Annotated in this window: 12 protein-coding genes and 1 tRNA gene; 5 read left to right on the top strand and 8 right to left on the bottom strand. The window is 39.5% G+C overall.

Features of this window, described 5'->3' with window-relative positions; translation table 11 throughout:
- Positions 1-49: 49 nt before the first annotated feature.
- Positions 50-1,072: a UDP-glucose--hexose-1-phosphate uridylyltransferase gene (locus GSB9_00929; protein ID UKM64381.1), complete on the bottom strand. Its 1,023-nt coding sequence runs from the start codon at positions 1,070-1,072 to the stop codon at positions 50-52.
- Between the two features lie 12 nt (positions 1,073-1,084).
- Positions 1,085-2,242, bottom strand: coding sequence for a galactokinase (galK, locus tag GSB9_00928; GenBank protein ID UKM64380.1), 1,158 nt, complete (start codon positions 2,240-2,242; stop codon positions 1,085-1,087).
- Positions 2,243-2,473: 231 nt separating this feature from the next.
- Here galK and GSB9_00927 point away from each other — a divergent pair.
- A tRNA-Arg gene (locus GSB9_00927) sits at positions 2,474-2,547 on the top strand.
- A gap of 784 nt (positions 2,548-3,331) precedes the next feature.
- Here GSB9_00927 and GSB9_00925 read toward each other — a convergent pair.
- The 3 genes from GSB9_00925 to GSB9_00922 form a co-directional block, all read right to left on the bottom strand.
- The gene (locus tag GSB9_00925; GenBank protein ID UKM64378.1) at positions 3,332-4,315 is read right to left on the bottom strand and encodes a type IX secretion system membrane protein PorP/SprF; all 984 of its coding nucleotides are present in this window, start codon (positions 4,313-4,315) and stop codon (positions 3,332-3,334) included.
- Positions 4,316-4,346: 31 nt separating this feature from the next.
- Positions 4,347-14,015 (bottom strand): T9SS type B sorting domain-containing protein, encoded by a 9,669-nt coding sequence (locus tag GSB9_00924; protein UKM64377.1) that lies wholly within the window; start codon positions 14,013-14,015, stop codon positions 4,347-4,349.
- A gap of 466 nt (positions 14,016-14,481) precedes the next feature.
- Positions 14,482-15,570, bottom strand: a complete 1,089-nt coding sequence (locus GSB9_00922; protein UKM64375.1) for a DUF1624 domain-containing protein — start codon at positions 15,568-15,570, stop codon at positions 14,482-14,484.
- A 588-nt stretch (positions 15,571-16,158) separates the two neighbouring features.
- On the opposite strand from GSB9_00922, the gene GSB9_00921 reads away from it, so the two are divergent.
- The 3 genes from GSB9_00921 (at position 16,159) to acs (ending at position 20,232) form a co-directional block, all read left to right on the top strand.
- Positions 16,159-16,413: a DUF4212 domain-containing protein gene (locus GSB9_00921; protein ID UKM64374.1), complete on the top strand. Its 255-nt coding sequence runs from the start codon at positions 16,159-16,161 to the stop codon at positions 16,411-16,413.
- A gap of 6 nt (positions 16,414-16,419) precedes the next feature.
- Positions 16,420-18,213 carry a cation acetate symporter gene (locus tag GSB9_00920; protein UKM64373.1) on the top strand — a complete coding sequence of 598 codons (1,794 nt, stop codon included), beginning with the start codon at positions 16,420-16,422 and terminating at the stop codon, positions 18,211-18,213.
- A gap of 111 nt (positions 18,214-18,324) precedes the next feature.
- The gene (gene acs, locus GSB9_00919; protein UKM64372.1) at positions 18,325-20,232 is read left to right on the top strand and encodes an acetate--CoA ligase; all 1,908 of its coding nucleotides are present in this window, start codon (positions 18,325-18,327) and stop codon (positions 20,230-20,232) included.
- Positions 20,233-20,240: 8 nt separating this feature from the next.
- Here acs and GSB9_00918 read toward each other — a convergent pair whose 3' ends face one another.
- The 3 genes from GSB9_00918 to GSB9_00916 are packed head-to-tail and all read right to left on the bottom strand — an operon-like array spanning position 20,241 to position 23,474.
- Entirely contained in the window at positions 20,241-20,912 is a 672-nt protein-coding gene (locus GSB9_00918; protein ID UKM64371.1) for a 3'-5' exonuclease, read from the bottom strand.
- A 3-nt stretch (positions 20,913-20,915) separates the two neighbouring features.
- The gene (locus tag GSB9_00917) at positions 20,916-22,835 is read right to left on the bottom strand and encodes a DUF294 nucleotidyltransferase-like domain-containing protein (protein UKM64370.1); all 1,920 of its coding nucleotides are present in this window, start codon (positions 22,833-22,835) and stop codon (positions 20,916-20,918) included.
- Positions 22,836-22,859: 24 nt separating this feature from the next.
- Positions 22,860-23,474 (bottom strand): fumarylacetoacetate hydrolase family protein, encoded by a 615-nt coding sequence (locus GSB9_00916; protein ID UKM64369.1) that lies wholly within the window; start codon positions 23,472-23,474, stop codon positions 22,860-22,862.
- A 139-nt stretch (positions 23,475-23,613) separates the two neighbouring features.
- Here GSB9_00916 and GSB9_00915 point away from each other — a divergent pair, with 139 nt between their 5' ends.
- The gene (locus GSB9_00915) at positions 23,614-24,315 is read left to right on the top strand and encodes an NAD(P)-dependent alcohol dehydrogenase (GenBank protein ID UKM64368.1); all 702 of its coding nucleotides are present in this window, start codon (positions 23,614-23,616) and stop codon (positions 24,313-24,315) included.
- Positions 24,316-24,351 lie beyond the last annotated feature (36 nt).

Genomic DNA, 24,351 nt, shown 5'->3' with positions numbered 1-24,351 from the left:
AAAAACCTGTTGCATTGCAACAGGTTTTTTAGATTATTAAGCTTGTCTTTTACAAAAGGTCCTGAATCATCTTTACAGCACTCTCGGCCGTAATATCGCGTTGTGGCGACCCAAACATTTCGTAACCTACCATGAATTTTTTAACCGTGGCGCTTCGCAATAGTGGAGGATAAAAACTCATATGCCAGTGCCAATGCTTGTTATCGTTTCCATCAGTTGGCGCTTGGTGGATGCCACTAGAGTAGGGGAACGAGGTGTTAAAAATTTTATCGTAGGCTTTGGTAATTATTGAAATAGCCTCGGCGTATTGATAGGCTTCAGCATCATCCATTTCTAAAATGTTGGTTTGATGTTTTTTAGGAACAATCATGGTCTCGAAAGGCCATACCGCCCAAAACGGCACCAAAACTACAAAGCCATCGTTTTCAAAAATGATGCGTTCCTGTTTTTCGAGTTCTTGTTTTAAATAGTCACCTAAAAGACTGGAGTTCTTTTTATTGAAATAATTGAGTTGTTGTGTGTGTTTTTTGTCCACTTCATTGGGCAGAGTAGATTGACTCCATATTTGTCCGTGGGGGTGCGGGTTGCTACAGCCCATAACGGCGCCTTTGTTTTCAAAAATTTGTACGTAGTTAATTTTAGGGTTATCGCCCAATTCCTTAAACTCATTTTGCCATGCCAAAACTACTTTTTCAATCTCTTTGGTAGTCATATCGGCTAAACTTTTCGAGTGGTCTGGGCTAAAACAAATTACCTTGCAAATGCCTGTTTCGCTCTCGGCGGTTAAAAGGCCGTCGCTGAGCGAAAAGGTTTTGGAATCATTTTGCAGTGCTGCAAAATCGTTGGTGAACACAAAAACATCGTTATATTTCGGGTTGACTTCACCATTAATCCTGGTGTTACCAGCACATAGGTAGCAGGATGTATCGTAAGTTGGCCGCTTTTCATTGGAAACCGTTTCTTTTTGTCCTTGCCATGGACGTTTGGCACGGTGTGGCGATACCAATACCCATTCGCCCGTTAAAATATTCAATCGTTTATGTGAGTAATCCTGTAAATCGGTATTTTTCATTGCTATGTTCGTTTAGTCTTGTTGGTTTACTACGTGCGTCCCATCTTCAAGGGCGATAAAATACACCGAGCAATCTTTGTCAAATTGTTTTTTGTATGCTTTTGAAGTTGTTTCGGCAAAATTTTCGGCTTCATCTTTGGCAATTAAATTGATGGTGCAGCCACCAAAACCACCACCCATCATTCGGGCACCGAGGACTTTTGAGTTTGTTTTAGCCTGATCAACTAAAAAATCCAATTCCTCGCAGCTTACTTTATATTGGTTGGAAAGCCCATTATGTGAAGCATAAATAAGTTTTCCCAAAGTATCTAAATCGTTATCTTCAATGGCTTTTGAAGCTTTAAGGGCGCGGTCGTTTTCTTGAATAACGAACAGTGCTTTTTGGAAATTTTCAGGTGTTACTTGGTTTTTGATTTTTTCTAAATCTGATTCAGAAGCATCCCTCAATGCTTTTATCCTAAGTAATTCTGCAATATTTTCACAAGCCGAACGCCTGTCGTTGTAAGCACTATCCGAAAGACTATGTTTAACGTTAGTGTTAATCAACATGAGTTGGTGGTCTTTAAAATCAATTTCGTAAGGTTTGGATTCAACCGTTCTGCAATCCAAGAGCAGTGCGTTGTTTTTAATACCAAACATACTGGCGTACTGGTCCATAATGCCACATTTTACTCCAACATAATTGTGTTCTGCTTTTTGTGAAATCAAAATCATCTCTTCTTTGGAAAGTTCCAAATCAAACAATTCGTTCAACCCAAAAACCACACTGTTTTCCAGGGCTGCCGAAGACGACATACCCGCGCCACCTGGAATATTGCCTTTAAACATGATGTTGAAATTGCCAACTATTTTGTTCCGGTTCTGTATTTCGGCAACTACACCAAAAACATAGTTTTCCCAACTGCCTTCTTTGGATGGCTTTAATTTCTTTAAATTAAACTCAATTTCACTTTCTAAATCCAAAGCATAAGCCACAGATTTATCGTCATCACTTTTTTGAATGGCTGCAGCTATGCCTTTGTCAACCGCGGCAGGAAAAACAAAACCGTCATTATAATCGGTGTGCTCGCCTATAATATTGATTCTTCCAGGCGAAAAAATAAGTATGGGGTCGGTTTTAAAATGCTTTTTGAAGTTAGTTTTCACTTCGTTGACAATAGCTCTATTCATTTGTTTAGCTGATTTCTTGATAATATTTGTGTTACAAATATAGGATAATTAAGCTTTAAAATTTTTCTAGATTTTGAAGATTAAACGGGTGTTAAAGGTGTGTTGTAAGCTTTTTTTAAGATTAAGTAAGTTAATGCAATTATTTATTTTAAAATTATAGCATTTCTTTTGGTTAGATTTACAGTTAATTTTTATATTTGCGCACCGGAAAATAAATGTATTTTTCAATTAGGTCGCGTAGCTCAGCTGGATAGAGCATCTGCCTTCTAAGCAGACGGTCACAGGTTCGAATCCTGTCGCGATCACTTAAACCCTTGCTATTTTAGTAAGGGTTTTTTGTTTTTGATAATTGTCACTATTCTTTATGAAACAATATTAATTAAACTGAAAATACAAGAGGTAACTAATTTCAACTGATATTCCTTGTTTTATATTTTAGAGTGATTTAAAGTTTTAGTTAATAAAATATATTATGGCATTAACTTCGTTTTATAGCTCTGTTTTTTTGCATTTTTAGATGTTTTCAAACTAAGATTCTGTGTAACTTGAAGGATTGTTTGATTTCTGGTATTTTTTCATTGGAAATGTTTTATAAATCCCTGTCCTTTTTCTTTTTTTTCCGCCAAACAAAATATAGAACCAATGCAGCAATTGGCAAGATAATAAACACAATAACATTAAATGGGTCTGTAAGGTCCAATGGTGCATTATCGTCAGGATTTCGCGTGCCAGGTGGTAATTGGAGATAAATATTTAATAAACTGAGTATTATCATGGTAATGTCATTATTTACTCTAAGATACGGAATTTATTATTTTTGTACTAACCGAAACTATGTTATAATGTGCTGCTAATTGTACTTTACATTTTCTATCAAAATGGAAAAGAGCATTGAATATAAGTAAAAGCGCAAGTTGAAAACCAAAAAAAGTTAAAAACCGCGCAAACGATATGATTTGCAAGGTTTTGTAGTTTTTAGTGGTAAAAAGAAATAATCAAACTCTTTTTTTAAAATAAGTACTCCAATTTTACTGCCCAATCATTTATTAAGTAACAGGACGGTGTTTTCCAAAAATAATGCTAGGAATCTTAATGGTGCACTGGGTCCTGTGTACATGGGCAGTTGCTTATGCCCTGCAGGAAGTCGAGGCCTATGGTGACCACGTGCGTTCCGGAGTTGTACCCCGATAGGTCGTTGGTTGTGACCTGGTAGGCGTACCCAAAATATAAAATGGATTTCTTGAATCCCACCATGGGGCCGATGTTGAGCGGCCTAAAAAACTGGTCGTTCAAAAAGCGGTACGATATGCCCGCCCAGTAATAGTCCCCATATCTATTGTATTTTCTGAACTTAAAATTCACGTCGGTACTTGATCGCTTGTCGCTGCTGAACATCTGCATGAACATGCTCGGCTCGAACTCGAGCCCGCTCTTCTTGGGTCCCCTGAAGGTGTACCCCGTGTAGAGCTGGTAGTTGAGCAGCAGGTTGGGCTCGAGCTTCCTCAGGGACTGGTCAAAATCCTTGTCCAGCACGTTGTTGGCGTTAAAGCTCAGGAAGTAGCCCTTGAGCCTGAACAGTGCGCCCACGTCAAAGTTATGGTTGGTGGTCCTGCGGTCGTCGGTCACGTAAGGGTCTATGGTCGGGTTCTCGTAGGTGGTGTTGAAGTTGTTGATGTCTATCCTGAAATTGTTCAGGTTATAGGATATGCCCAAAGACAGGTACATCTTGGAATAATAGTCCAAGATAAGGTGATGGGCGAAGGAGAACTTGGCCCCGGTCTGTATGGTGTTCCCGTTGCGGTCGTTGTAAAGAGACAGTCCCACGCCGGTACGGTCGGCGATCCTGATGTCGCCGTAGAACGACTGGTTGTCTGGGGCGCCCTTGATGCCCACCCACTGGGTGAGCCCGTTGGCCCTCAGCTTGAGGTTGTCGCCAATACCGGCATAGGTGGGCGATACCACAAAGTTGTTGTCCGCCAGGTATTGTGTGAATACCGGCAGGTTCAGTTCCTGGCCAAAAGTATTGGTCAGGGCCAAAAGCAGAAAATATACGGTCAATGTTCTTTTTTTCATCTTGTTCTTTTTTTGGGTCGCGCTGCTTTGATTATCTGTACAGTGTAAAGTGCCCTACGAAGTCACGGTCGTCGTTGGGGTCGTTGAGCCTAACCACGTACCAGTAGTCGCCCGTGGGCAGGTCCTTTCCGTTATAAGTTCCGTCCCATTTTTCATCGACGCCCAGTGTGGCTATCTTCCTTCCGTAGCGGTCAAAGATATCGAAGGTCATGTTCCGGTACTGTCCGGTACACCCGGGCCCCCAACCGCCGTTCTGCGGCACGAAGTAGTTGGGTATGCACACGTCGATGTACTCGAAATAGCGCGTTGCGCTTGCCGTACAGCCGTTGCTGTCGGTCACGGTGACCGTGTAGTCGCCCGATCGGTAGATGGCAAACGTGCTCTCGCTGCCGTAAGGCTCGCCGTTGAGCGTAAATTCATAAGGTTCTGCCCCACCGGTGGCCACGGCCACTATCTGGTTAATCTCCCCGTCATCGATGGCCAACTGCAGCTGTTCGTACTGTTCCACGTCAAAGGCCTGGGTACGCTGGATACAGCCGTTGGAGTGCCTTACGTCGATATAATGGCCCATGCCCGCCGGCACGTCCACAAAAACGTTGTTGGCCTGGTAGGGGGCTCCATTTAGCGAATAGTCCAGTTCGGCAGGGTCTACGGTCTCATCAACGGTAACGGTAACGGTATTGGTCGCTATGTTGTTGACACAATCGAAAACCACCTCTGCAACGGGATTTATCGCCACCGATTCGGGGAAGGTAATGTTCCATTCGGTCTCACAGCCCAGGGCATCGCGCACATAGACGATGTGGTCGCCACCGGCCAGTCCCGAAAAGTCAAATTGGGCCTGTGCTGCTCCACCCGTGGTGTACGTGCCCTCATAATCGTCCAGGCTGATACTGTAGGGCATGTTGCCCCCGGAGATCTCTATACTGAACTCGCCGTTCATATCTCCCGAGCATACTTCTGGGACAATGGAACCCGGTACAATGCTGAGCGCTACTGGAACGGCATCTTCAATGGTAAAATTGAAAAGCACGAAACAGCCCAGCTGGTCCTGTGCCATGGCCTGGTAATCGCCCGGGGCCAGGTTTTCGAAAACCGGTCCATCGAAGAACTGGTTCAACTGTGGCGAAATGGCATATTTTATAATGCCCGTTCCACCAGAGGCCGTAATTTCCAGCCTGCCGTTATTGGTGCCCGGACAGGTCACGTTGGTGGCCACAAAATTGGCCGTCAGCGGCGTCGAAGGCTCTGTTATTGTAACTTGTGCACTTGTAACCAAGCAATCGCCGCTCTCCACCTGCACTTGGTAGTTTCCAACGGGAAGCTCGGTGAACACCCCTGGGCTATCTTGGGTTACGGGATCGATATCGTTCCCGGAAGCGTCCTGGAGGGTATAGACATAATTGCCCAGGCCGCCCTGTGCCTCCGCTACGATAACTCCGGTAACATCGCCGGCACAGTTGATCGTGGCATTGGAGGTATCCAAGTCCACAACAAGTTCAGGCAGGGGGGCGATGGTGATTTCGTTGGAAACGGCTCCCGCACACCCGTTCGCATCGCGCACATAATAGACATAGGTGCCATCGGAGACCGGAAAGGTTACCGATGTTGCAAATGTCCCCAGGACAGTAGCAAAGTTCGCCGTACCGCTATATTCGTAACTGCCCGTGCCGCCCGAGGCGCTCAAGGTCAGTGAAGCGTCCGTTAAACAGGTTGCGGATGTTTCCTTTACCAAATCCACTTCAATGGGCGTCGGTTGGTCGATGGTGATATCGGCTGATAAAAATTCACAGTTATAGCCATCGGTGACCGTTACGCTATAAGTTCCAGCGCCCAGGTTATTGAACACCGGGCTGGTCTGTGGTCCGGAAGCGCTCACCGTTGGCGACACCCTGTTGAGCGTATAAGTGTAATTATCGCCCTGTCCGCCGGTAGCGCTTACCGTTATGGAGGCGTTGTCGTCCCCAAAACAGTCCAGTAAATTGGTGCTTGCGGTAACCGTAGCGTCGATTGGCGCGGGCAGATCTAGGGTAATGGTCTCTGAGACGATACAGCCACCGGCATCCCTTACGGTAACGGTATAGGTGCCTGCCGACAGGTTGTAAAATGTTCCGTTGGGGGAATACCCTACCATTGCCGCTCCAGTGAGTTCGTATTCATAGGAACCCCATCCGCCGTTGGCAACGGCCGAAATCGTACCTCTTCCATCATCACAGGTCACGTTGGAGGTCTCACTTAGTGTTAGATTTAAAGTGCTATTTGGTGAATTTATGGTAACAAAATTGGATCTTGTAGCACAAAAAGGACTATCTGTTTCTATTACTTCAACATAATAATTACCGCCAGGCAACCCTGAAATTACCAATGGGTTTGTTGAAGTATTGGTTGGGGTTGAAGCAATAACAGAAACATTATTACTATCAAATACTTCATAAGTAAAAGCACCCGTATATCCTGTTAAATTAATTTCCAGAGCGCCATCAGAATTACCAAAACATGTAACTTCAGTGGTTGCTGTAGCATCAACGTTAATAGTGTCAAATGGCACGACAGTAAAAACAGAAGTTGTAATCGTACAACCCGTGTCTAAATCATTCACTTGGAAATAATAATCTCCTGGCTCTGAAATACTGAAAGTATTCGAGGCTTGCGGAGTTCCACTTGGTAACATTTCATAAGTAAAATTGCCTGACCCTCCAGTAACATTTATGGTAATTGTACCTGTACCATTACAGTCTATTGGTGTAGCTATTGCTACAGATGCAGCATCCAAAGTTGGTAACGGATTAATGTTTACGGTACTTGTAGCCATACATCCGTTAGCATCAACAACATAGATGTCAATATTTTGAACACTGCCAGTGTCAATTATATCAAAAGTGTTTGATGTAAAATAGTTTGTTCCATTAATACTATAAGTGTATGGAGCTGTACCTCCTGCCTCAGTAATTGTTAATACTGACGTGTTTACAGAATTGTCGGCTGCACAACTGAAATTTGTAGCAACACCTGATACGGAAAGCATTGTGGGTTCTCCAATAACAGCATCATTAGTTGAAGAACAACCTCTGCCTGAATTAACTTGAACTGTATAAGTTCCAGCAGATAGCCCAGTAAATATATTAGAAGATTGTGGGGCAACAACAATTGGCGCTATAATTTCATAGGTATAAGGCGGATTGTCATTAGTTACGGGTAGATTAACGGTTATTGTTCCTTCATTACCTCCATTGCACACTACATCACTTGTGGTTGTTGTAAAGGTTACAGGTGTAGCAGGGTCTAAGGAAACAGGAGCACTTGTTGTGCAGCCTGTAATATCATCGCTAATAGTTATTGTAAAAGTTCCTGAGGGAACTCCAGAAAACACATTCCCTGCTAGATTAACTGACGCAGGATTCGGACTAATACTGTAAGTATAAGTTCCTGAGCCGCCAGATGCTTCTACTGTAACTTCACCGTCATTGTCTAGACAAGTAGTTAAAGCAGTTACTGAAGGTGTAACATTAAGTGGCGGATAAATTATAATATCATCTGTAGCCGTACAGCCATTACCATCCCTAATTGTTACAGTATAAGTGCCGCTAGAAGATACTATAAAAGTTGGGCTCGATTGGAAGCTAACTCCATCGATGCTATACATTACCGGAGTTACTTCTCCGCCTCCAGGTGTAGCGGTAAAGGTATAAGAACTACCATTTGATGAACACTGATCATCAGCCAATGTTGGTAAGGTTACTGAGGGTGCAGAATCTTGGTTGATTACAACATCAAGGGGCATGCTGATGTCGCAGCCGCTACTGTCTCTTACATAAACATCCCAATTGGTGTTGACGTTAACATCTAGATTGGCTAAATTGTTACTAGTCCAATTTCCAGGATTAGGCATTACACCATCTTCCACAAAGGCATACTCATAAGGAGGCGTGCCTCCACTCGCGTTAACAGCAACTTGGGCATTTTGATTACAATTTGCATTTGTATTGATAACTTCTGCAAGTAACAACTCGGTTGGTTGTACGATTTGGAAATAGACTATAGCTGTACATTGTGTTGAAGCTAAATCAGTTTCGGTTACCAATAAATAATAATCTCCTGGTGCTAGGTTTGCAATGGTATCACTATAGTCAGCTCCAGTTAAACCATTGGCTAATCCTGTTATGCCGGTTGATGCATTAGATAAATTATTAAAAACCTCCCAAGATAATTCATTACCATCATAACCAGACACGGTAAAATCGAATATGCCATCATTCAAACCAGGCACTTCATAACAAGTAACATTGGTAACTGAACCTGTCAAGTCAATGGCCGATGGACTATCAACTGCTGGGACTTGCTCTATGTAAGTACAATTTGTGCTAGTATCCAAAACTTCAAAAACATAACTCACATCAAATTGTAAACCTGTAAACTGATGGTTTCTTTCATTTGGTGAAATGTTTGAAGTTGGTAACCCATTAGGGGAAACTCCATCCCCTGGATTAAATACTGGGTTTCCATTGTAAATACGAATTCTAAATGGACCAGTACCATTAACAATACTTAAATCATAGGTTACACCAGCAATACAAGTTCCACCTCCATTGGCAAAAATGTCTAAGTTGTCAACATCTGAAGCCACCAAATATGGACCAAAATTAAACTCACAGCCATTAGCATCGACTATTCTTAAATAATAATTGCCAAAATTCAAGTCATTAAAAGTTACACTTGTGCTGGATGTTGGTCCTAAGGGGTTTGTAGAAGAGGTTGTTGCCAAATTCCCAGAACTATCTAATAATGTGTAGGTGTAATTTGGTGTTCCGCCAGATACATTTGTTAAGGTAATGGCTCCTAAAATGTTTCCAGATCCCCCACAGGTAATTGGTGTAATGGTCTCACTGTCTATATTTACTACGGTAGGCTCACCTACAACTACGCTTCCGTTAAATTCACAAGAATTACTGTCACGAACAATGTAATTATAGCTTCCAGAAACCAATCCATTATAAACTGTTTGAGAAGTAAATGCCGAGCCGTTAAAACTTATTGTATAAGGAGGCACACCTAAGTTTTCATCTATATCAATCGTTACAATACCACTATTGTCGCCATTACAGAAAACGTCAGTCGCAATGGCTGTTGCAGAAGGGTTTGTAATACCTTGAACGGTTACTACATTTGTTGTTGTAGTACAGCCCAACGAATCTGTTATTCTGTATTGATAAGTACCTGTTTGTGCATTATTATAGCTATATGGAGGGTTTCCAACTCCAGTATAGGCTCCTCCGTTATATGAGACTTCATAGTCATAAGGGGCTGTTCCACCATTAACCGCAATGTTTACTTCAGCATTAGGTGTCACTGAACAATCAAGTCCTTTAATCAAGGCTGCAGTAGCAGTAAGTTGATCTGCTATGGTTTGTGTTTGAATATCAAATGTACATCCAAAGGAGTCTCTGATAGTAATATTATAAGTACCTGGTCCTAGGTTGGCAAAGGTATTGCTGCTTACAAAAGTCCCACCATTAATACTGTATTCATAAGGAGGTTGCCCTCCTGTAGCATTTACGGTTATAGTTGCACCATTAGTAGGGTCAAAACAAAAATCAGAAGCTACATCAATAGTTGCTAAAGGGTTTGTAGGAGCGATAAGGTCTATTGTTGCAGACACAGAACAACCATTTACATCTGTTAAAGTTGCAGTATAAGTTCCTATTTGAGTTAATCCAGTAAAAACATTACTGTTCTGTGGTCCAATAATAGTAGCATCGGGTTGTTGTAGTTCATAAGTATAACCTCCCCAGCCACCAGTAGCATTTATGGTAATACTTCCAGAAGCAATGCAGGTTATAGGAGATGAAGCCAATGAAAGCCCTAAAGAAGCTGTTGGTTCATCGATGGTTACTGTATCAGAAGTTGTACAATTGGTTGTTGTATCGGTAATGGTTAAGGTATAATTACCAGCCCCTAAACCTGTTAGGTTTATTGGTGAAGTGCCAGACGTTGAGCTACTACCATTCACTGAATATGTAAAGTTTGTTGTCCCAGAAATTGTAAATGTAGCTTCTCCATCTGTAGTACCAAGACAGCTAATGTTACTGTCTACAATACCCAAAACTGTAATGGCAGGTAATGGGGTTATGGTGTAGGTTTCGCTATAAGTACAATCATTAGCGTCTCTTACTTGAAATGTATAAGTATCTGGAGCTAAATCGGTAAAAATATTTGATGCTTGATATGGCGTAGCTGAACCAGCAGGTGCAATGATTTGATATTCAAGAGGTGTTACCCCACCTGTTGTTGATAAAGTTACCGTTGAAGTATTTTCAGGACAGGCTAATGGTGAACTATTGAAACTTAAATCAGTTGGCGGGTCTAATGAATCGATTGTAATGGGAGCTAGAGCAATACTGCAATTATTAGAATCTCTAATAAACACATTATATGTACCATCTATTAATCCAGAGAAAGTATTGCCTGTTTGAAAATTAACGCCATCAATACTATACATATATGGTGCTGTTCCGCCCATTACGCCGTTAACGGTAATCTCACCGCTACCCGTACAGGTCAATGGTGCCGTTACCGATGCCGTGCCCGTAACCGGAGGGGCAGCGGTTATGGTCACCGCCAGAGGCGACGTTTCGCAGATATCAGGGCCCAGGGTGTAGCGCACAACAACGTTGTATGTGCCCGCAGTGAGCCCGTTGAACACCGGCGAGTCTGCGAAGGTCGCGCCGTTGTCGATACTATATTCTAGGGTATTGCCATTGGGGTTGGACACGTTGACCTCAATAGAACCAGAATTTGCTGCATCTGCACAGGCTATGTCCGTATGAGATACCGTGAAATCAGGGGCGGGAATCGACTCGACCGTGATTGAGGTTGTTGCAATACAGCTATTGAAATCGTAAACTGTAATATCATAAACGCCGGGTGCTGTAACTGTATAGACAGGAGTGTCCTGCGAAATAGAATTACTATTAATGAAATAGGTGTATGGCGGTGTTCCGCCAGTTGGGTATATCGTAATCTCCCCATTGGTACAGGTAAGTGGAGCTGTTAGAGCTGCGGTAACCTCTAATAATGGTGGCTGGATAATTTCTATATCTTCGGTGTAGGTACAGCCGTCTTCCGTGGAAACGTTTACCGTATAAAAACCTGGGTTCAGGTTTTCGAACCTATAATCGCTTTCTGTCACTGGGCCAATACTATTTACTAACGTAACGCCATTGTATATACTGTAATAATATTGTGGAAGCGCATTGTTTACTGCAAGCATAATAGAACCTTTGTCATCATAGCATACTGGTTGAATTACTGTTGATGTTACATTAAAGTCTCTTTGTCTTACGTAAACTTCAGGGGTTTCAAAAATACAAGGATTTGTTTCAACGCCAACTTGTCTAATAAATACAGAATAGTAACCAGCAGCATTAACTTCAAATATATTTGAAGTTTGCCACGGACCATTAGTGTCTAAGCTGTATTCATATCCAGAGGGTGTACCGCCAACAGTAATCTGGCCAGGTGTTGAACATAAAATGTCTTTAGCGCTAATTGTAGGTTCTAAAATATTGGTATAAACGTTAAAATAGAAAATATTAAAACATCCTCCAGGATAGTTGATTACTAATCTAAATTGTCCAGAGGTATTGGCAGTATAATTAGATCCTGTGGCCACTTGGTTCCATGTACAGGTATCGTTTTCGTTGGCACAATCTTCGACACCTACCGCAGGGCAGCTCGTTTCGTCTAGCTGTTCCCATATTATTGAAACGGCATCGCTAACCCCTGTGTTAATGACACGCTCATCATTTGCTCCACAAAGAAAAATGTAAGGTAGTACTTTACCATCGTTAGGGCAAACAGGAAGCAAATCAGCATAAGGTATTACAGGATTTGTTATATCATTGCCGTAGGTAATAACATTAAAAACTTCTTGAACTGAAAGACAGTCTGAATTTGTTGTATTTGTTACGTAGTAGGTTCCGGTTTCTGTAGCAGTGTATGACTGACCATTACCGATAACGGGTGAACCATTAGGGCTTGTAGACCAAGCGTAGGTATCGTAACCATCTAAGGCCGTTAATTCTACACTGTCACCACATAAAACTTCGGTTTGTTCGAAATTACAGTTTGAAATATCTACTAAGAAATTAGTTGGTGCTGGCTCGCTTAAACATTCTGTACTGGCGAAGCTACCTTCTTCTTCAATAATATTTGTGTTTAAAACCCCGCGATAAGTAGCAAAAGCCTGGTTTATTATTTTATTGCTACAAGCTTGAGCCAGATCATAGCAGTTGGGAACAACCTGAACCGCTAGTCGAATAACAAATTCAGGATCGTTTACTTCTACTGAACTATCTGGAACATTAAAAATTATGGTTCTTGTAGCAGGGTCGTATGATTGTAAGGTTGCGCCACCAGCATTGCTTAAATCGATATCTGTACTAGGGTCAAATATAATATTATCGGGTAAGATATCCTTAATGGTAAATTGCGTTACATTATCGTTACCAATACTTTGATAGGTAATTTCATAAAACACGCGCTGCCCTAAAATGACATCATCGCCGTCGATATTATTTCCATTTTCATCAAGTACAATTTTTGTCAATTCAATATCTGGAGCAATAATATCAACTGCAAAAGCAGAAAAAAAGGCAAAAATGGGGTCAGCTTGACCTCGAGCTACTTGTAACCTGAAATCAGCCGAAGTGTCATTGTTTTTAATAAACTCTGGTTCTGAGTTTTTAATTTCTAGAAAACCAGTGTCATAGCCCAAAGTATTTTCACTTGATGGGTTTCGGGGATATGAAACACCGTTATAGTTTTCTATTACAGAACCAAAGAATTTGTTGGCCGGTCTTAAAGGCGTTGTAACCTCTTTACCGTTAATTTCAAGTTTTGTTGCCCTTTTTGTTCTATCTCCGTCTAATGTGCCATAAGCAAACTGTAAGTCTATTGGCCCTGCAGGAGGGGTGGTAAACCCCGATACGGGAACGGTTTCTTGATGACCATCATAAATATGGCTAAAACCGTCATAAGTTGTAAATGATTTGGTGTGAAGGTTTGGGTCTTCGTAAATAACAATTAACGACCAACCAGCAGAAAGCCCTGTTGAATTATTAAAACCCAAACTAGAAGTTACATTGGCAACAGTATATGTACCTTCGATAACGGATAGATTGGATATTAAGTTGGTAACATCTGCATAGCAAGCATAGGGTGTATTACCTGGTTCGCCAGTTTCAGTAACAATTGGGGACACAATGGCATCATATATAATTTCTCCTGTGATGTCGTTATAAGTTGAACTACCGGGTAATTTAAATTTAATGTTGTTTATGTTTGAGCGATCTCCATTTTGTAAAACAGCGCCCCAATAAAGTCCTGCGTATGCAACACGATAACATGTGGTAGGGTCTCCATTTTCTTGCGGTTGTAACAATAAATCTGCATTACTTGAACTAAAAGTCGAGTTATCTCCATCAATATCAATGTATTGCATTGAAATATCTTGGTTGTCACGTGATAAATCGTTAAAAGGTTGGTTGTCTTGCCCTAAAATTGAATTACCAATGACAAGCATACTTCCTTTTACATCTATGTTTTCTCTAACTGTAAAAGGTTTGTAGGTTTGGGCAAAACTACTTATGCTAAGTAAAAAGACTAAAACGAGTAGCGTGATGACGTTAGTAGGTTTTTCCATGGAGATTATTAGCTTTATGAGTTCAAACTTTGATTTAGGGCAGTTTTCAAAACAAAAACTTTTTTCTACCTAGTTCGATAAAAAAATGGCTTCAATTTTAGTTAAACATGTTTTAGGCTCATCTTTTATTTTTTGAACTTCAGTGTTTCTTTTTTTAACAAACCCAAAACTACAATAAAATACGTTTAAAAGCTAATATTTTAGATGAAATACGTATTTATGTTATTTTTTGTAGGTTTTATTGTGTTAAAATTGATATTTAGGATATCTAAGTGTAGTTAAGGTGAATGATACCTATTTAGGGTTAATATAAATAATGGTTGTTTTAATTTTAAATGAAGCGTATTAATGTAGCGTATTATAAGCTAGAAAATGAGAAGTTTATTGGTAAACCTATAAACTACTGGATGAAAAAAACTTTTTCTATTTATGTTGTTATATCTTTTGGGATACGGATGATTTTTATTCAGTTTTTAAACCTATCAATTGCTTTTCTAGTTAGGTTATACACAAACGCATTTGTTTTGGCATAATGGAATGCAATAATGCATACCACAATCATAAATAGAATGGCACCTAAAATGGCCTCAGTTGGATTTAACGATTTGTTTAGAAAGCGCTTTAATCCATAACCTGTAAAGCTTCCGTACAACAGAATAAAATGAATAACGTAAATAGACAGTGTTTTTTCGCCAATTTTAACAATAATAGATTTTTTTAAAAATTGCTCGACAGCATAAAAAATACCAAATAAAATAAGAACATTGCCCAATCTTGTGAAGAGATAATTGTAGTCGGCACTTTGTTTAAAAAGTAAAATATCTGTTAGGTTGTAAAGCTTTGTTAGTAACCATGACGAATAATATATTAAAATATAACCAACTATTAAGAATGATGCCATTGTTATTATCTTAAAACGCTTTCGGTGCACATGCCTAAAAAAAATAGTAGATATAAAAGCGCCCAAGGCCGAGTAGCCAAACCAAGGAAAAATGGTGAAAACGGAACCATTTGACTTGGTCATGTAATTAGCAATAAGCTTTGGGACAGTTTCTAAGTTTAAATCTCTGTAAAGTGGTTCGGTTACAAAGCAAATACTGCCTATTGAAAACAAAATAACAGAAAAAATATAGCTGTGCTTTTTTAATAGGATGTGCAGGCATACCAATAAAATTAACGAAAGACCAATGCATTGCAGTACATCAATTACCAAAAAATATGAATTGAAATACCCGCTAAGCCAACTGAAAACATTAATTCTTAAGCTGTAACCAATTACTATTAAAAATAAGCCTCGGTAAAGTCCTTTTTTTATTCTGGTTTTATCGTCTCCTTTACGGTATGCTCGTAAGAGTAAATAAGTGAAAACTAACCCAGAAATTGTAAAAAAGGTAGGCGCTGTAATACCTCTAAAGTAAGACCAGACATTATAAGCCGTGTAACTATGGTCTCTAAAAATGGGAGCTAACAAAGTATCAATAAAATGACCTTGCAGCATCATTAAAATGGCAAAAGCTCTAACGGCATCAATAAAGTATAAGCGATTGGTTGGCAAAAGGGTTTGGAATTTATGCGATAAATATACTTTTAATTGCGAAAACCGACTGCGTTCAAAGCCATGTTTTTACATCTTAAATAACGTTTAATGACGAATCAATAAAAATTTTTCAGATTTTTTCTGGTTTATACCATTGGTGGCTTTCCTGATAGGAGGTGGCTTGTATCTTTTGGTATCAATTAAGTTTTTCCATTTTTATATTTTGTGCATGGCATTGATGTACTGTGCGGAAAGTATGATGACTAAAACAGTAGGGAAATTATATGATTCATGGGTATTGTCTTCCTAAGCACGACTTCTAAATATTAGTTTTAGTAAATACATGTGCTGGGGATAAATAATCAATAGCGATTGATTTTAACAATCTAAATGTTATATTAGCATTTTAACACCGAGTTTTTGTTGAAGTTTTTAATTTTTCAAGGAATTATTTGTCATAATGACCCAGTCTCAAGCAAGTAGCAATTTAAGTAATATTGATGCTTGGTGTAAGAAGCCAGGTACATGCATGAAAAATCTAAATGGAAACATCTAAATTAATACTTAAAAAAACAACCAATTAAATATCAACTAAACTAAACTAAAATGACTAAAAACAATGCAAAGGCCTATTGGAAAGAAAACCTTAGGTATTTATTTATCCTTTTATCAATTTGGTTCCTCGTGTCTTTTGTGGCCGGAATTTTATTAAAAGATGCCTTAAACGAAATAAAACTAGGCGGCTTTAAACTAGGATTTTGGTTCGCGCAACAGGGAGCAATTTACGTATTCGTAATACTAATTTTTGTATACGTAAGATTAATGAATAAACTGGATAAAAAATACGGATTTGATAACTAATAGATTATGGATGCACAATATTTAACTTATATATTTGTTGGAGTAACATTTGCACTTTACATTGGAATAGCGATTTGGTCCAGAGCGGGATCGACAAAAGAATTTTACGTTGCCGGAGGCGGGGTTTCTCCAATTGCGAACGGAATGGCCACAGCGGCAGATTGGATGTCGGCCGCTTCGTTTATATCCATGGCCGGTATCATTTCATTTTTAGGCTACGACGGCTCTGTTTTTCTTATGGGCTGGACAGGCGGTTATGTGTTGCTGGCATTATTGCTTGCGCCTTATTTGCGGAAATTTGGAAAGTTCACGGTTCCCGATTTTATTGGTGACCGCTATTATTCCAATACGGCCCGAAGTGTTGCAGTTTTCTGTGCTTTAATCGTGTCGTTTACCTATATAGCCGGACAAATGCGCGGTGTAGGTGTGGTGTTTTCCCGTTTTCTTGAAGTCGATATCAATACAGGGGTAATGATTGGAATGATTATCGTATTATTTTACGCTGTCATGGGAGGTATGAAAGGAATAACCTATACGCAAGTGGCGCAATATTGTGTTCTGATTTTTGCATTTCTTGTACCCGCTATTTTCATTTCTATTCAAATGACCAATAATCCTTTGCCAATGTTGGGCATGGGTGATACTCTGGCCGATGGTTCGGGAACCTATATGTTGGATAAGCTTGATGGATTAAGTCAAGAGCTAGGTTTTAACGCCTACACAGATGGTTCTAAAAGTATGATTGACGTTTTCGCAATAACCTTAGCTTTAATGGTAGGAACTGCAGGGTTACCCCATGTTATCGTTAGGTTTTTTACCGTAAAACGAGTAAAGGATGCAAGAAAATCGGCGGGTTATGCTTTATTGTTTATCGCTCTTTTATATATCACGGCACCGGCTGTTGCGGCTTTTGCTAAGCTTAATTTAATGGAAACCGTTAACCAAACGGAGTACAAACAATTGCCAAATTGGTTTAATACTTGGGAAGACTTAGGCTTAATCGCTTGGACCGACAAAAATCACGATGGAAAAGTACAGTATTTAGGTCCTAAATTAGATGGCGGTCCTGCACTTTCTTCTAAATCTCCAGAATTTACTGGTGAAGTTGGTGTGCATGGCGAACGTTTAATTTCAAATGCTTCAGATAATGCCAATGAGTTGTATGTAGATCGTGATATTATGGTGTTGGCAAACCCAGAAATTGCCAATTTACCTAATTGGGTTATAGCACTTGTAGCCGCAGGTTGTTTGGCGGCAGCGCTTTCAACGGCAGCAGGTTTGTTGTTGGTTATTTCATCTTCCGTATCTCACGACCTGATTAAAAAAATGATCAATCCCAATATTTCTGATAAAGGCGAATTAATAGCGGCGCGACTTTCGTCGGTAGTAGCAGTAATTGTTGCTGGATATTTTGGTATAAATCCTCCAGGGTTCGTTGCCGCTGTGGTAGCCTTGGCCTTTGGTTTAGCTGCCGCTTCATTTTTTCCAGCAATTATTTTAGGAATTTTTTATAAAAAAATGAACAAAGAAGGTGCTATTGCGGGTATGGTGGTTGGTGTAATAACAATGCTTCTTTATATGGTGAAATTTAGATTGGGCTGGTTTGATGATGCGGTGCCCGACGAAAGCGAATGGTGGTTTGGCATTTCGCCAGAAGGCTTCGGAACCGTTGCTATGGTGCTAAATTTTGTGGTTTCTATTGTCATTATGCAGTTTACTCCAGATCCACCAGAAGATGTACAAGAAATTGTTGAAAATATTAGAATACCAAGTGGAGCAGGAGAGGCAACGCATCATTAATTAGCAAGAAGCTGTTTAACCATTGAGTAACCATTAAAAAAACTTTGAATTAAATTTATAAAACCTATAATTTAGAGTGCTTTATTTTAGGTTGTTTAAAATTATACAAGAATGAGTAATTATCACATAAAACATTTAGAAGAATATTATCAAGTTTATCGAAAGTCTATAAGAGAACCTGAAAATTTTTGGGAAGAAGTCGCCGAAGAACACTTTATGTGGCGAAAAAAATGGGATAAAGTTTTAACATGGGATTTTAATAAACCCGAAATAAAATGGTTTGAGGGAGCCCAACTGAATATCACCGAAAATTGTATTGATAGGCATCTGTCCACACGAGGAGATAAAACGGCTATTTTGTTTGAGCCCAACAGTCCAGAAGAACCTTCAGAACATATTACTTATAACGAATTATATAAGCGTGTTAATAAATTTGCTAATGTTTTAAAGGCTCAGGGCGTTAAAAAGGGCGACCGTGTTTGTATTTACGTGCCCATGATTCCTGAGTTGGCCATTTCTGTATTGGCTTGTGCTCGAATAGGGGCTATACACTCCGTTGTTTTTGCTGGTTTTTCATCTAAAGCATTAGCGACCCGCATAAACGATTGCGATTGTAAAATGGTTATTACGTCAGATGGATCTTACAGAGGTTCCAAAACAATCGACTTAAAAGGTATTGTTGATGAGGCTTTAGAGCAATGTCCGGGTGTAAAATCGGTATTGGTGGCTAAACGCATCCAGTCTGATATTTCAATGAAGGAAGGGCGCGATTTATGGCTGCAGCCCTTGCTGGATGAGGCTTCAGATGATTGTAAGCCAGAAGTTATGAATGCTGAAGACCCACTGTTCATTCTTTATACTTCAGGTTCAACGGGTAAGCCCAAAGGGATGGTGCATACTACTGCCGGATATATGGTTTACACGGCTTATACATTTAAAAACGTATTTCAGTATCGCGAGAACGATGTGTACTGGTGTACTGCAGATATTGGGTGGATTACAGGCCATAGCTATATTGTTTACGGGCCATTGGCCAATGGCGCCACCTCGGTAATGTTTGAAGGCGTACCCAGTTATCCTGATTTTGGGCGGTTCTGGGAAATTGTTGAAAAGCACAAAGTCAATCAATTTTATACGGCACCCACTGCTATTCGAGCTTTGGCGAAGCATGGTGTAGAGTTGGTTGAAAAATATGATATTTCATCCTTAAAAGTACTGGGCAGTGTAGGGGAACCTATAAATGAAGAAGCTTGGCACTGGTATAACGATGTAGTGGGCAAAAATAGAAGTCCGATTGTAGATTCATGGTGGCAAACCGAAACAGGTGGTATTATGATTTCGCCTATACCGTTTGTAACGCCAACAAAACCAACTTACGCTACATTGCCGTTTATCGGCATTCAGCCAGCATTGTTGGATGAAAGTGGGCAAGAACTTAAAGGTAATCAAGTAGAAGGCCGCTTGTGCATTAAATTCCCTTGGCCATCAATAGCGCGCACCATTTGGGGCAACCATGAGCGCTACAAAGACACCTATTTTTCTGCTTACGAGAATAAATATTTCACTGGTGATGGTGCTATGCGCGACGAAGTGGGCTATTACAGAATAACAGGACGTGTAGATGATGTTATTATTGTTTCTGGCCATAATTTAGGTACGGCACCAATAGAAGATGCTATTAACGAACACCCAGCAGTGGCTGAATCAGCAATTGTAGGTTTTCCTCATGAGGTTAAGGGAAGTGCCTTATATGGCTACATAACTCTTAAAGATACAGGGGAATCTAGAGACCATGGTAACCTACGTAAAGAGATTAATCAATTGATTTCAGATCGTATAGGGCCTATAGCTAAGTTGGATAAAATCCAGTTTACACAAGGTTTACCTAAAACACGCTCCGGTAAAATTATGCGTCGTATTTTACGTAAAATAGCTAGTAAGGATACCAGTAATTTGGGCGATACCAGTACACTTTTAAATCCAGAAGTTGTACAAGATATCATGGATAAATCGTTATAATTTTTATTTTACTTATTCAATAAATACCCCCAATTTAGGTGTTTTCTTTTATCTAAACGGGTCAATAATTTTAAAAATACAAGAGCCGTGATAAGCGCATCGCCCGTGGCGGTGTGCCTATCAATAGGCTGTACATTTAATTCTTTGCATAAATAATCTAAGGTGTATGGCCTTGTGTGGTCTTTGTAAATGATGTGCAGCGATTTTTTGTAGAGCACACCCGTATCGATAAATCTATTTTTTAGTTTGCCTAGGCCATGCCTAGCGAGCATATTGTTAATCATATCTCTGTCAAAACTGGCATGATGGGCAATTAAAACGGCATCTTTAACATAATCTAGGAAAATTTTTATAGCTTCAAGTTCAGTTATTTTTTTTTCAGTTCCCGTCTTTATAATACCGTGTATTTTTACGGTTTCTGGTTTAAATACATCTTGCTTTAAATAAACTTCCAATGTATCGTTTACAGGAATTGTTTTTCCTGTTAAAGCTACGGCACCGATTGATAATACGCGATCTTCTTTTTTATCAAAACCCGTAGTCTCTGTATCAAAAGCAACGAATCTTGTATTTTGAATTTCAGATTTTTTCTTCTTTTTCTTTTTAAATAAGGAAATATAATCTAACCAAAAATCAGGAAGATTCTTTTTCTGTTTTTTAAATGGCCATTTGAACTTCATGCTTTAAACAAAGTTTTTTAAATCAAACCTAACTTTTAGCACTTCCTGAATCTCATGTATGGGTTTAAAGCAACGACGCAGCTTAAGTTGTTCTTCTTTGGTAAGGGTTTCAATTTCTATAAATTTACCTGTGTTGTTATGTAAAAGTCCTTGTTTGGTTTTAAATTTGGACAGCGCCTTGAATGAATACGCACAGGAATGATAGAGTTCTTTGTTACTTGGATCTAAATCGGCCAATTTTTCAAAGCGGTCTGCAGTATTATTAACACCCTTTATCTGTTTTTGTAAAATGAGCAGCCTGGCAGCATCAACCAGAGGCATAATGGCCCTGTTTTTAATATTGAAAAGATCTTTTTGTTCGTTGTCCTTTTCAACAGCAAATTGCTTGAAAAATCCTAATGGCGGTGGGTTTTTTAGAGCGTCTCGACCTAAAAACTTAAAAAATATTGAGGTTTGCCCCAAGGTTTTATAAATAGAGTCCGATAGCTCGGTAACCAAGGCTTTTTTTCCATAAATATGGTTGAAGTCGAAAAATATGGAAGATAACAAAATAGCTTTGTCGTCAGTATTTAAAATCCAGTCGTTAAATTGAGCTTTCCATTCGGTAATGCTTTTGCACCAATCTGGATTACTGGCCATCATATCTGCTTCGCAATATTCAAACCCTATTTTGTTTAGGGATTTGCTAACCAATTTGCCTAATTCTAAAAAATAGGCTTGGGTTTCTTGGTATTGGTTTTCGGGTACGTCTTCAAAAATGATGGCATTATCTTGGTCGGTAAATAATAACTGCTCTTTACGGCCCTGACTGCCCAGCGCAATCCAAGAGAACTTAACCGGCGGTTTGGTAGGCATCTTTTTTAATGCAATTTCTATGGCACGAACGGTTACGGCATCGTTTATCTGTGAAATAATTTTTGAAATATGCCCCAACGGAATATTTTGTTCTAAATAGCTTTTTAATAAATGATTGGCTTTAATTCTGGCAGCTCTTAGCTTTTTTGTGCGTTTAACACGTTTAATTTCTTTTAAAATAACGGTTGGGTTATTCCCCAAAGTAGCCAAAACATCATGATGCGTTAATACGCCCACAAGTTTAGAGTTTTCTGTACCATCTTTAGTAATGCATAAATGCCCAATATTATATTGAATCATTTTTAATTGACCTTCGGCTACGGTAAGGTCCTTTTGGCAAGTAATCACCGGTGCGCTCATAATTTTGCTTACACAGGTTTCAATAGGAAACATGCCCGTCGCTATTTTGTTTTTAATATCGCTGTTTGTAATAATACCGACAGGTTTATTACTTTCGTCAACCACAATGATACAACCAATTTTATGGTTCTTCATTTTTATAGCGGCTTCTTTTAACGACGACTCATGGCTACAGGTAATGGGATTTTTGGTATAGTTTGCCGTTTGAAAATTAACAATATCCTGTGAGGTGTTCGGTAGATAGTCTACAAAAATTCTTTTGTTTTCCTCGGCCGTATAAGGGTCAAATGCATTGGTGGCAAAAGCCATAATCAAAAACTTTGAAACCTCTGTATTGTCTAAGCTAACTTCCCTAAAAATATCAATGGGTATGGCATAAACAATAGACTCTTCGTTGGCCTTTGCAGTAAGTTTATAGGCTTCTTGAGCAATAAGTGGCCTAACACCAAACACATCGCCGCCATCACTAATATTAACAATATGCTGAACATTGTCGTCTGCAGTGTGGTAAAGTGTTATAGCACCATTTCTAACCATATAAAAAACACTTCTATAGTTGTCCCCCTTGGTAAAAACAGCATCGCCCTTTTCGAGATAAATTATTGAAACTTCTTGGGAAATTTTAAGTAAATCATCTTTCTGTAAAAGGTTGAAAGGCGGATAGTTTTTTATAAAATCATAAACGCGATATGCTATAGAGTTGCTCATTGTTGGTCGATTTGTTCTGTTGGATTATATCATTTTAAAATCCAAAAGCAACTCTCCTTCAATAGAAGCTTGCAAATGGTCACCTTTATGGATTTCACCGGTTCCAGAAGCTGGGGTTCCAGTAAAGATAAGGTCTCCAGGTTCTAAAGTCATGTATTGCGAAACAAAAGCAATGATATCGTTAAAGTTATAAATCATCAAGCTCGTGTTGCCAACCTGTTTCTTTTCGCCGTTTATAGACAAATTAAAGTTGATATTGCTTAAGTCTGTAAAATTTGAAATGGGCAAAAAGTTAGATATTGGTGCGGCACCATCAAAGCCTTTTCCTAAATCCCAGGGGCCTTTGTTTTCCCTGCTGGCATTAAAGACATCTTTAGCCGTATAGTCAATGCCAATAGCTATTTCCGAAATATAGGACGCAGCGTCACTTAATGGAATGTTTTTCCCTTTTTTTCCAATTTTAATAACCAATTCGGCTTCGTAATTCAACTGTTTTGTAAAACTTGGGTACACAACATCTTGGTTATTTTTAACAAGACTGGTTTCAGGTTTGGAAAATATAATTTGATTGCCTGTTTTGTTAGCGCTTATTTCATCTTTGTTGGCAACGTAATTTTTGCCAATAGCCAATATTTTCATGATTTAGTTTGTGTTAAAGTTAGCGGTGTAAATTTAATAAAATTACCACGTTAAAAATGTTATTAACTCACCAATCTTAATTAATAAAAGCACGACTTTTTTCGTATCTTCTCTCAAACTATTCAAAAACCAAAAACCCATGAGAAAAATTCACGCATATGCTGCCAAAGAAGCGGGAGCAAAGTTAGAAGCGTTTGAATACGAGCTTCCCGAAATAGGAAAAGAAGAGGTCGATATTAAAGTCCATTATTGTGGTTTGTGCCATTCCGATTTAAGTATGATCAACAATGACTGGGACATGTCTGAATTTCCGCTTGTACCGGGCCATGAAATTGTTGGCGAGGTGTTGGCCGTAGGAAGTGATGTCCAGGGATTAAAAGTAGGTGATAAAGTGGGAATGGGGTGGAACTCTGCGTCCTGTATGCACTGTAATTCATGCCTGGGTGGTGACCAGCATTTATGCGGTAATGCCGAAGCCACCATTGTTGGAAGGCATGGTGGTTTTGCCGATGCCGTAAGAGGGCATTGGTCGTGGGTAATTCCACTTCCTGAAGGTTTGGATATTAAAAAGGCAGGGCCTCTATTTTGCGGCGGTATTACTGTTTTTAATCCCATTGTGCTTTCTGGGGTTCAACCAACCGACAAAGTAGGTGTTATTGGCATTGGAGGATTGGGCCATATGGCTATAAAATTTTTAAAAGCATGGGGGTGTGAAGTTTACGCATTTAGCTCAAACCCTAGCAAAAAAGATATGATTCTAAATATGGGGGCACATCGTGTTATAGATTCAACCAAACCGGAAGATTTGGAAGGCATAGCGGGCTCATTAGATTTTATTTAAAATACTACAAATGTCACTTTAGATTGGAACTCGTTT

This window comes from Flavobacteriaceae bacterium GSB9, from assembly GCA_022749295.1.
GTDB lineage: Bacteria > Bacteroidota > Bacteroidia > Flavobacteriales > Flavobacteriaceae > Flavisericum.
This window is presented reverse-complemented; position numbering and strand designations above follow the sequence as displayed.

Coding starts and splice junctions, on each gene's coding strand:
- GSB9_00920 (UKM64373.1), top strand. CDS start 16,420: ATGGATGCACAATATTTAACTTATATATTTGTTGGAGTAACATTTGCA.
- GSB9_00921 (UKM64374.1), top strand. CDS start 16,159: ATGACTAAAAACAATGCAAAGGCCTATTGGAAAGAAAACCTTAGGTAT.
- GSB9_00929 (UKM64381.1), bottom strand. CDS start 1,072: ATGAAAAATACCGATTTACAGGATTACTCACATAAACGATTGAATATT.
- galK (UKM64380.1), bottom strand. CDS start 2,242: ATGAATAGAGCTATTGTCAACGAAGTGAAAACTAACTTCAAAAAGCAT.
- GSB9_00925 (UKM64378.1), bottom strand. CDS start 4,315: ATGAAAAAAAGAACATTGACCGTATATTTTCTGCTTTTGGCCCTGACC.
- acs (UKM64372.1), top strand. CDS start 18,325: ATGAGTAATTATCACATAAAACATTTAGAAGAATATTATCAAGTTTAT.
- GSB9_00916 (UKM64369.1), bottom strand. CDS start 23,474: ATGAAAATATTGGCTATTGGCAAAAATTACGTTGCCAACAAAGATGAA.
- GSB9_00918 (UKM64371.1), bottom strand. CDS start 20,912: ATGAAGTTCAAATGGCCATTTAAAAAACAGAAAAAGAATCTTCCTGAT.
- GSB9_00924 (UKM64377.1), bottom strand. CDS start 14,015: ATGGAAAAACCTACTAACGTCATCACGCTACTCGTTTTAGTCTTTTTA.
- GSB9_00915 (UKM64368.1), top strand. CDS start 23,614: ATGAGAAAAATTCACGCATATGCTGCCAAAGAAGCGGGAGCAAAGTTA.
- GSB9_00917 (UKM64370.1), bottom strand. CDS start 22,835: ATGAGCAACTCTATAGCATATCGCGTTTATGATTTTATAAAAAACTAT.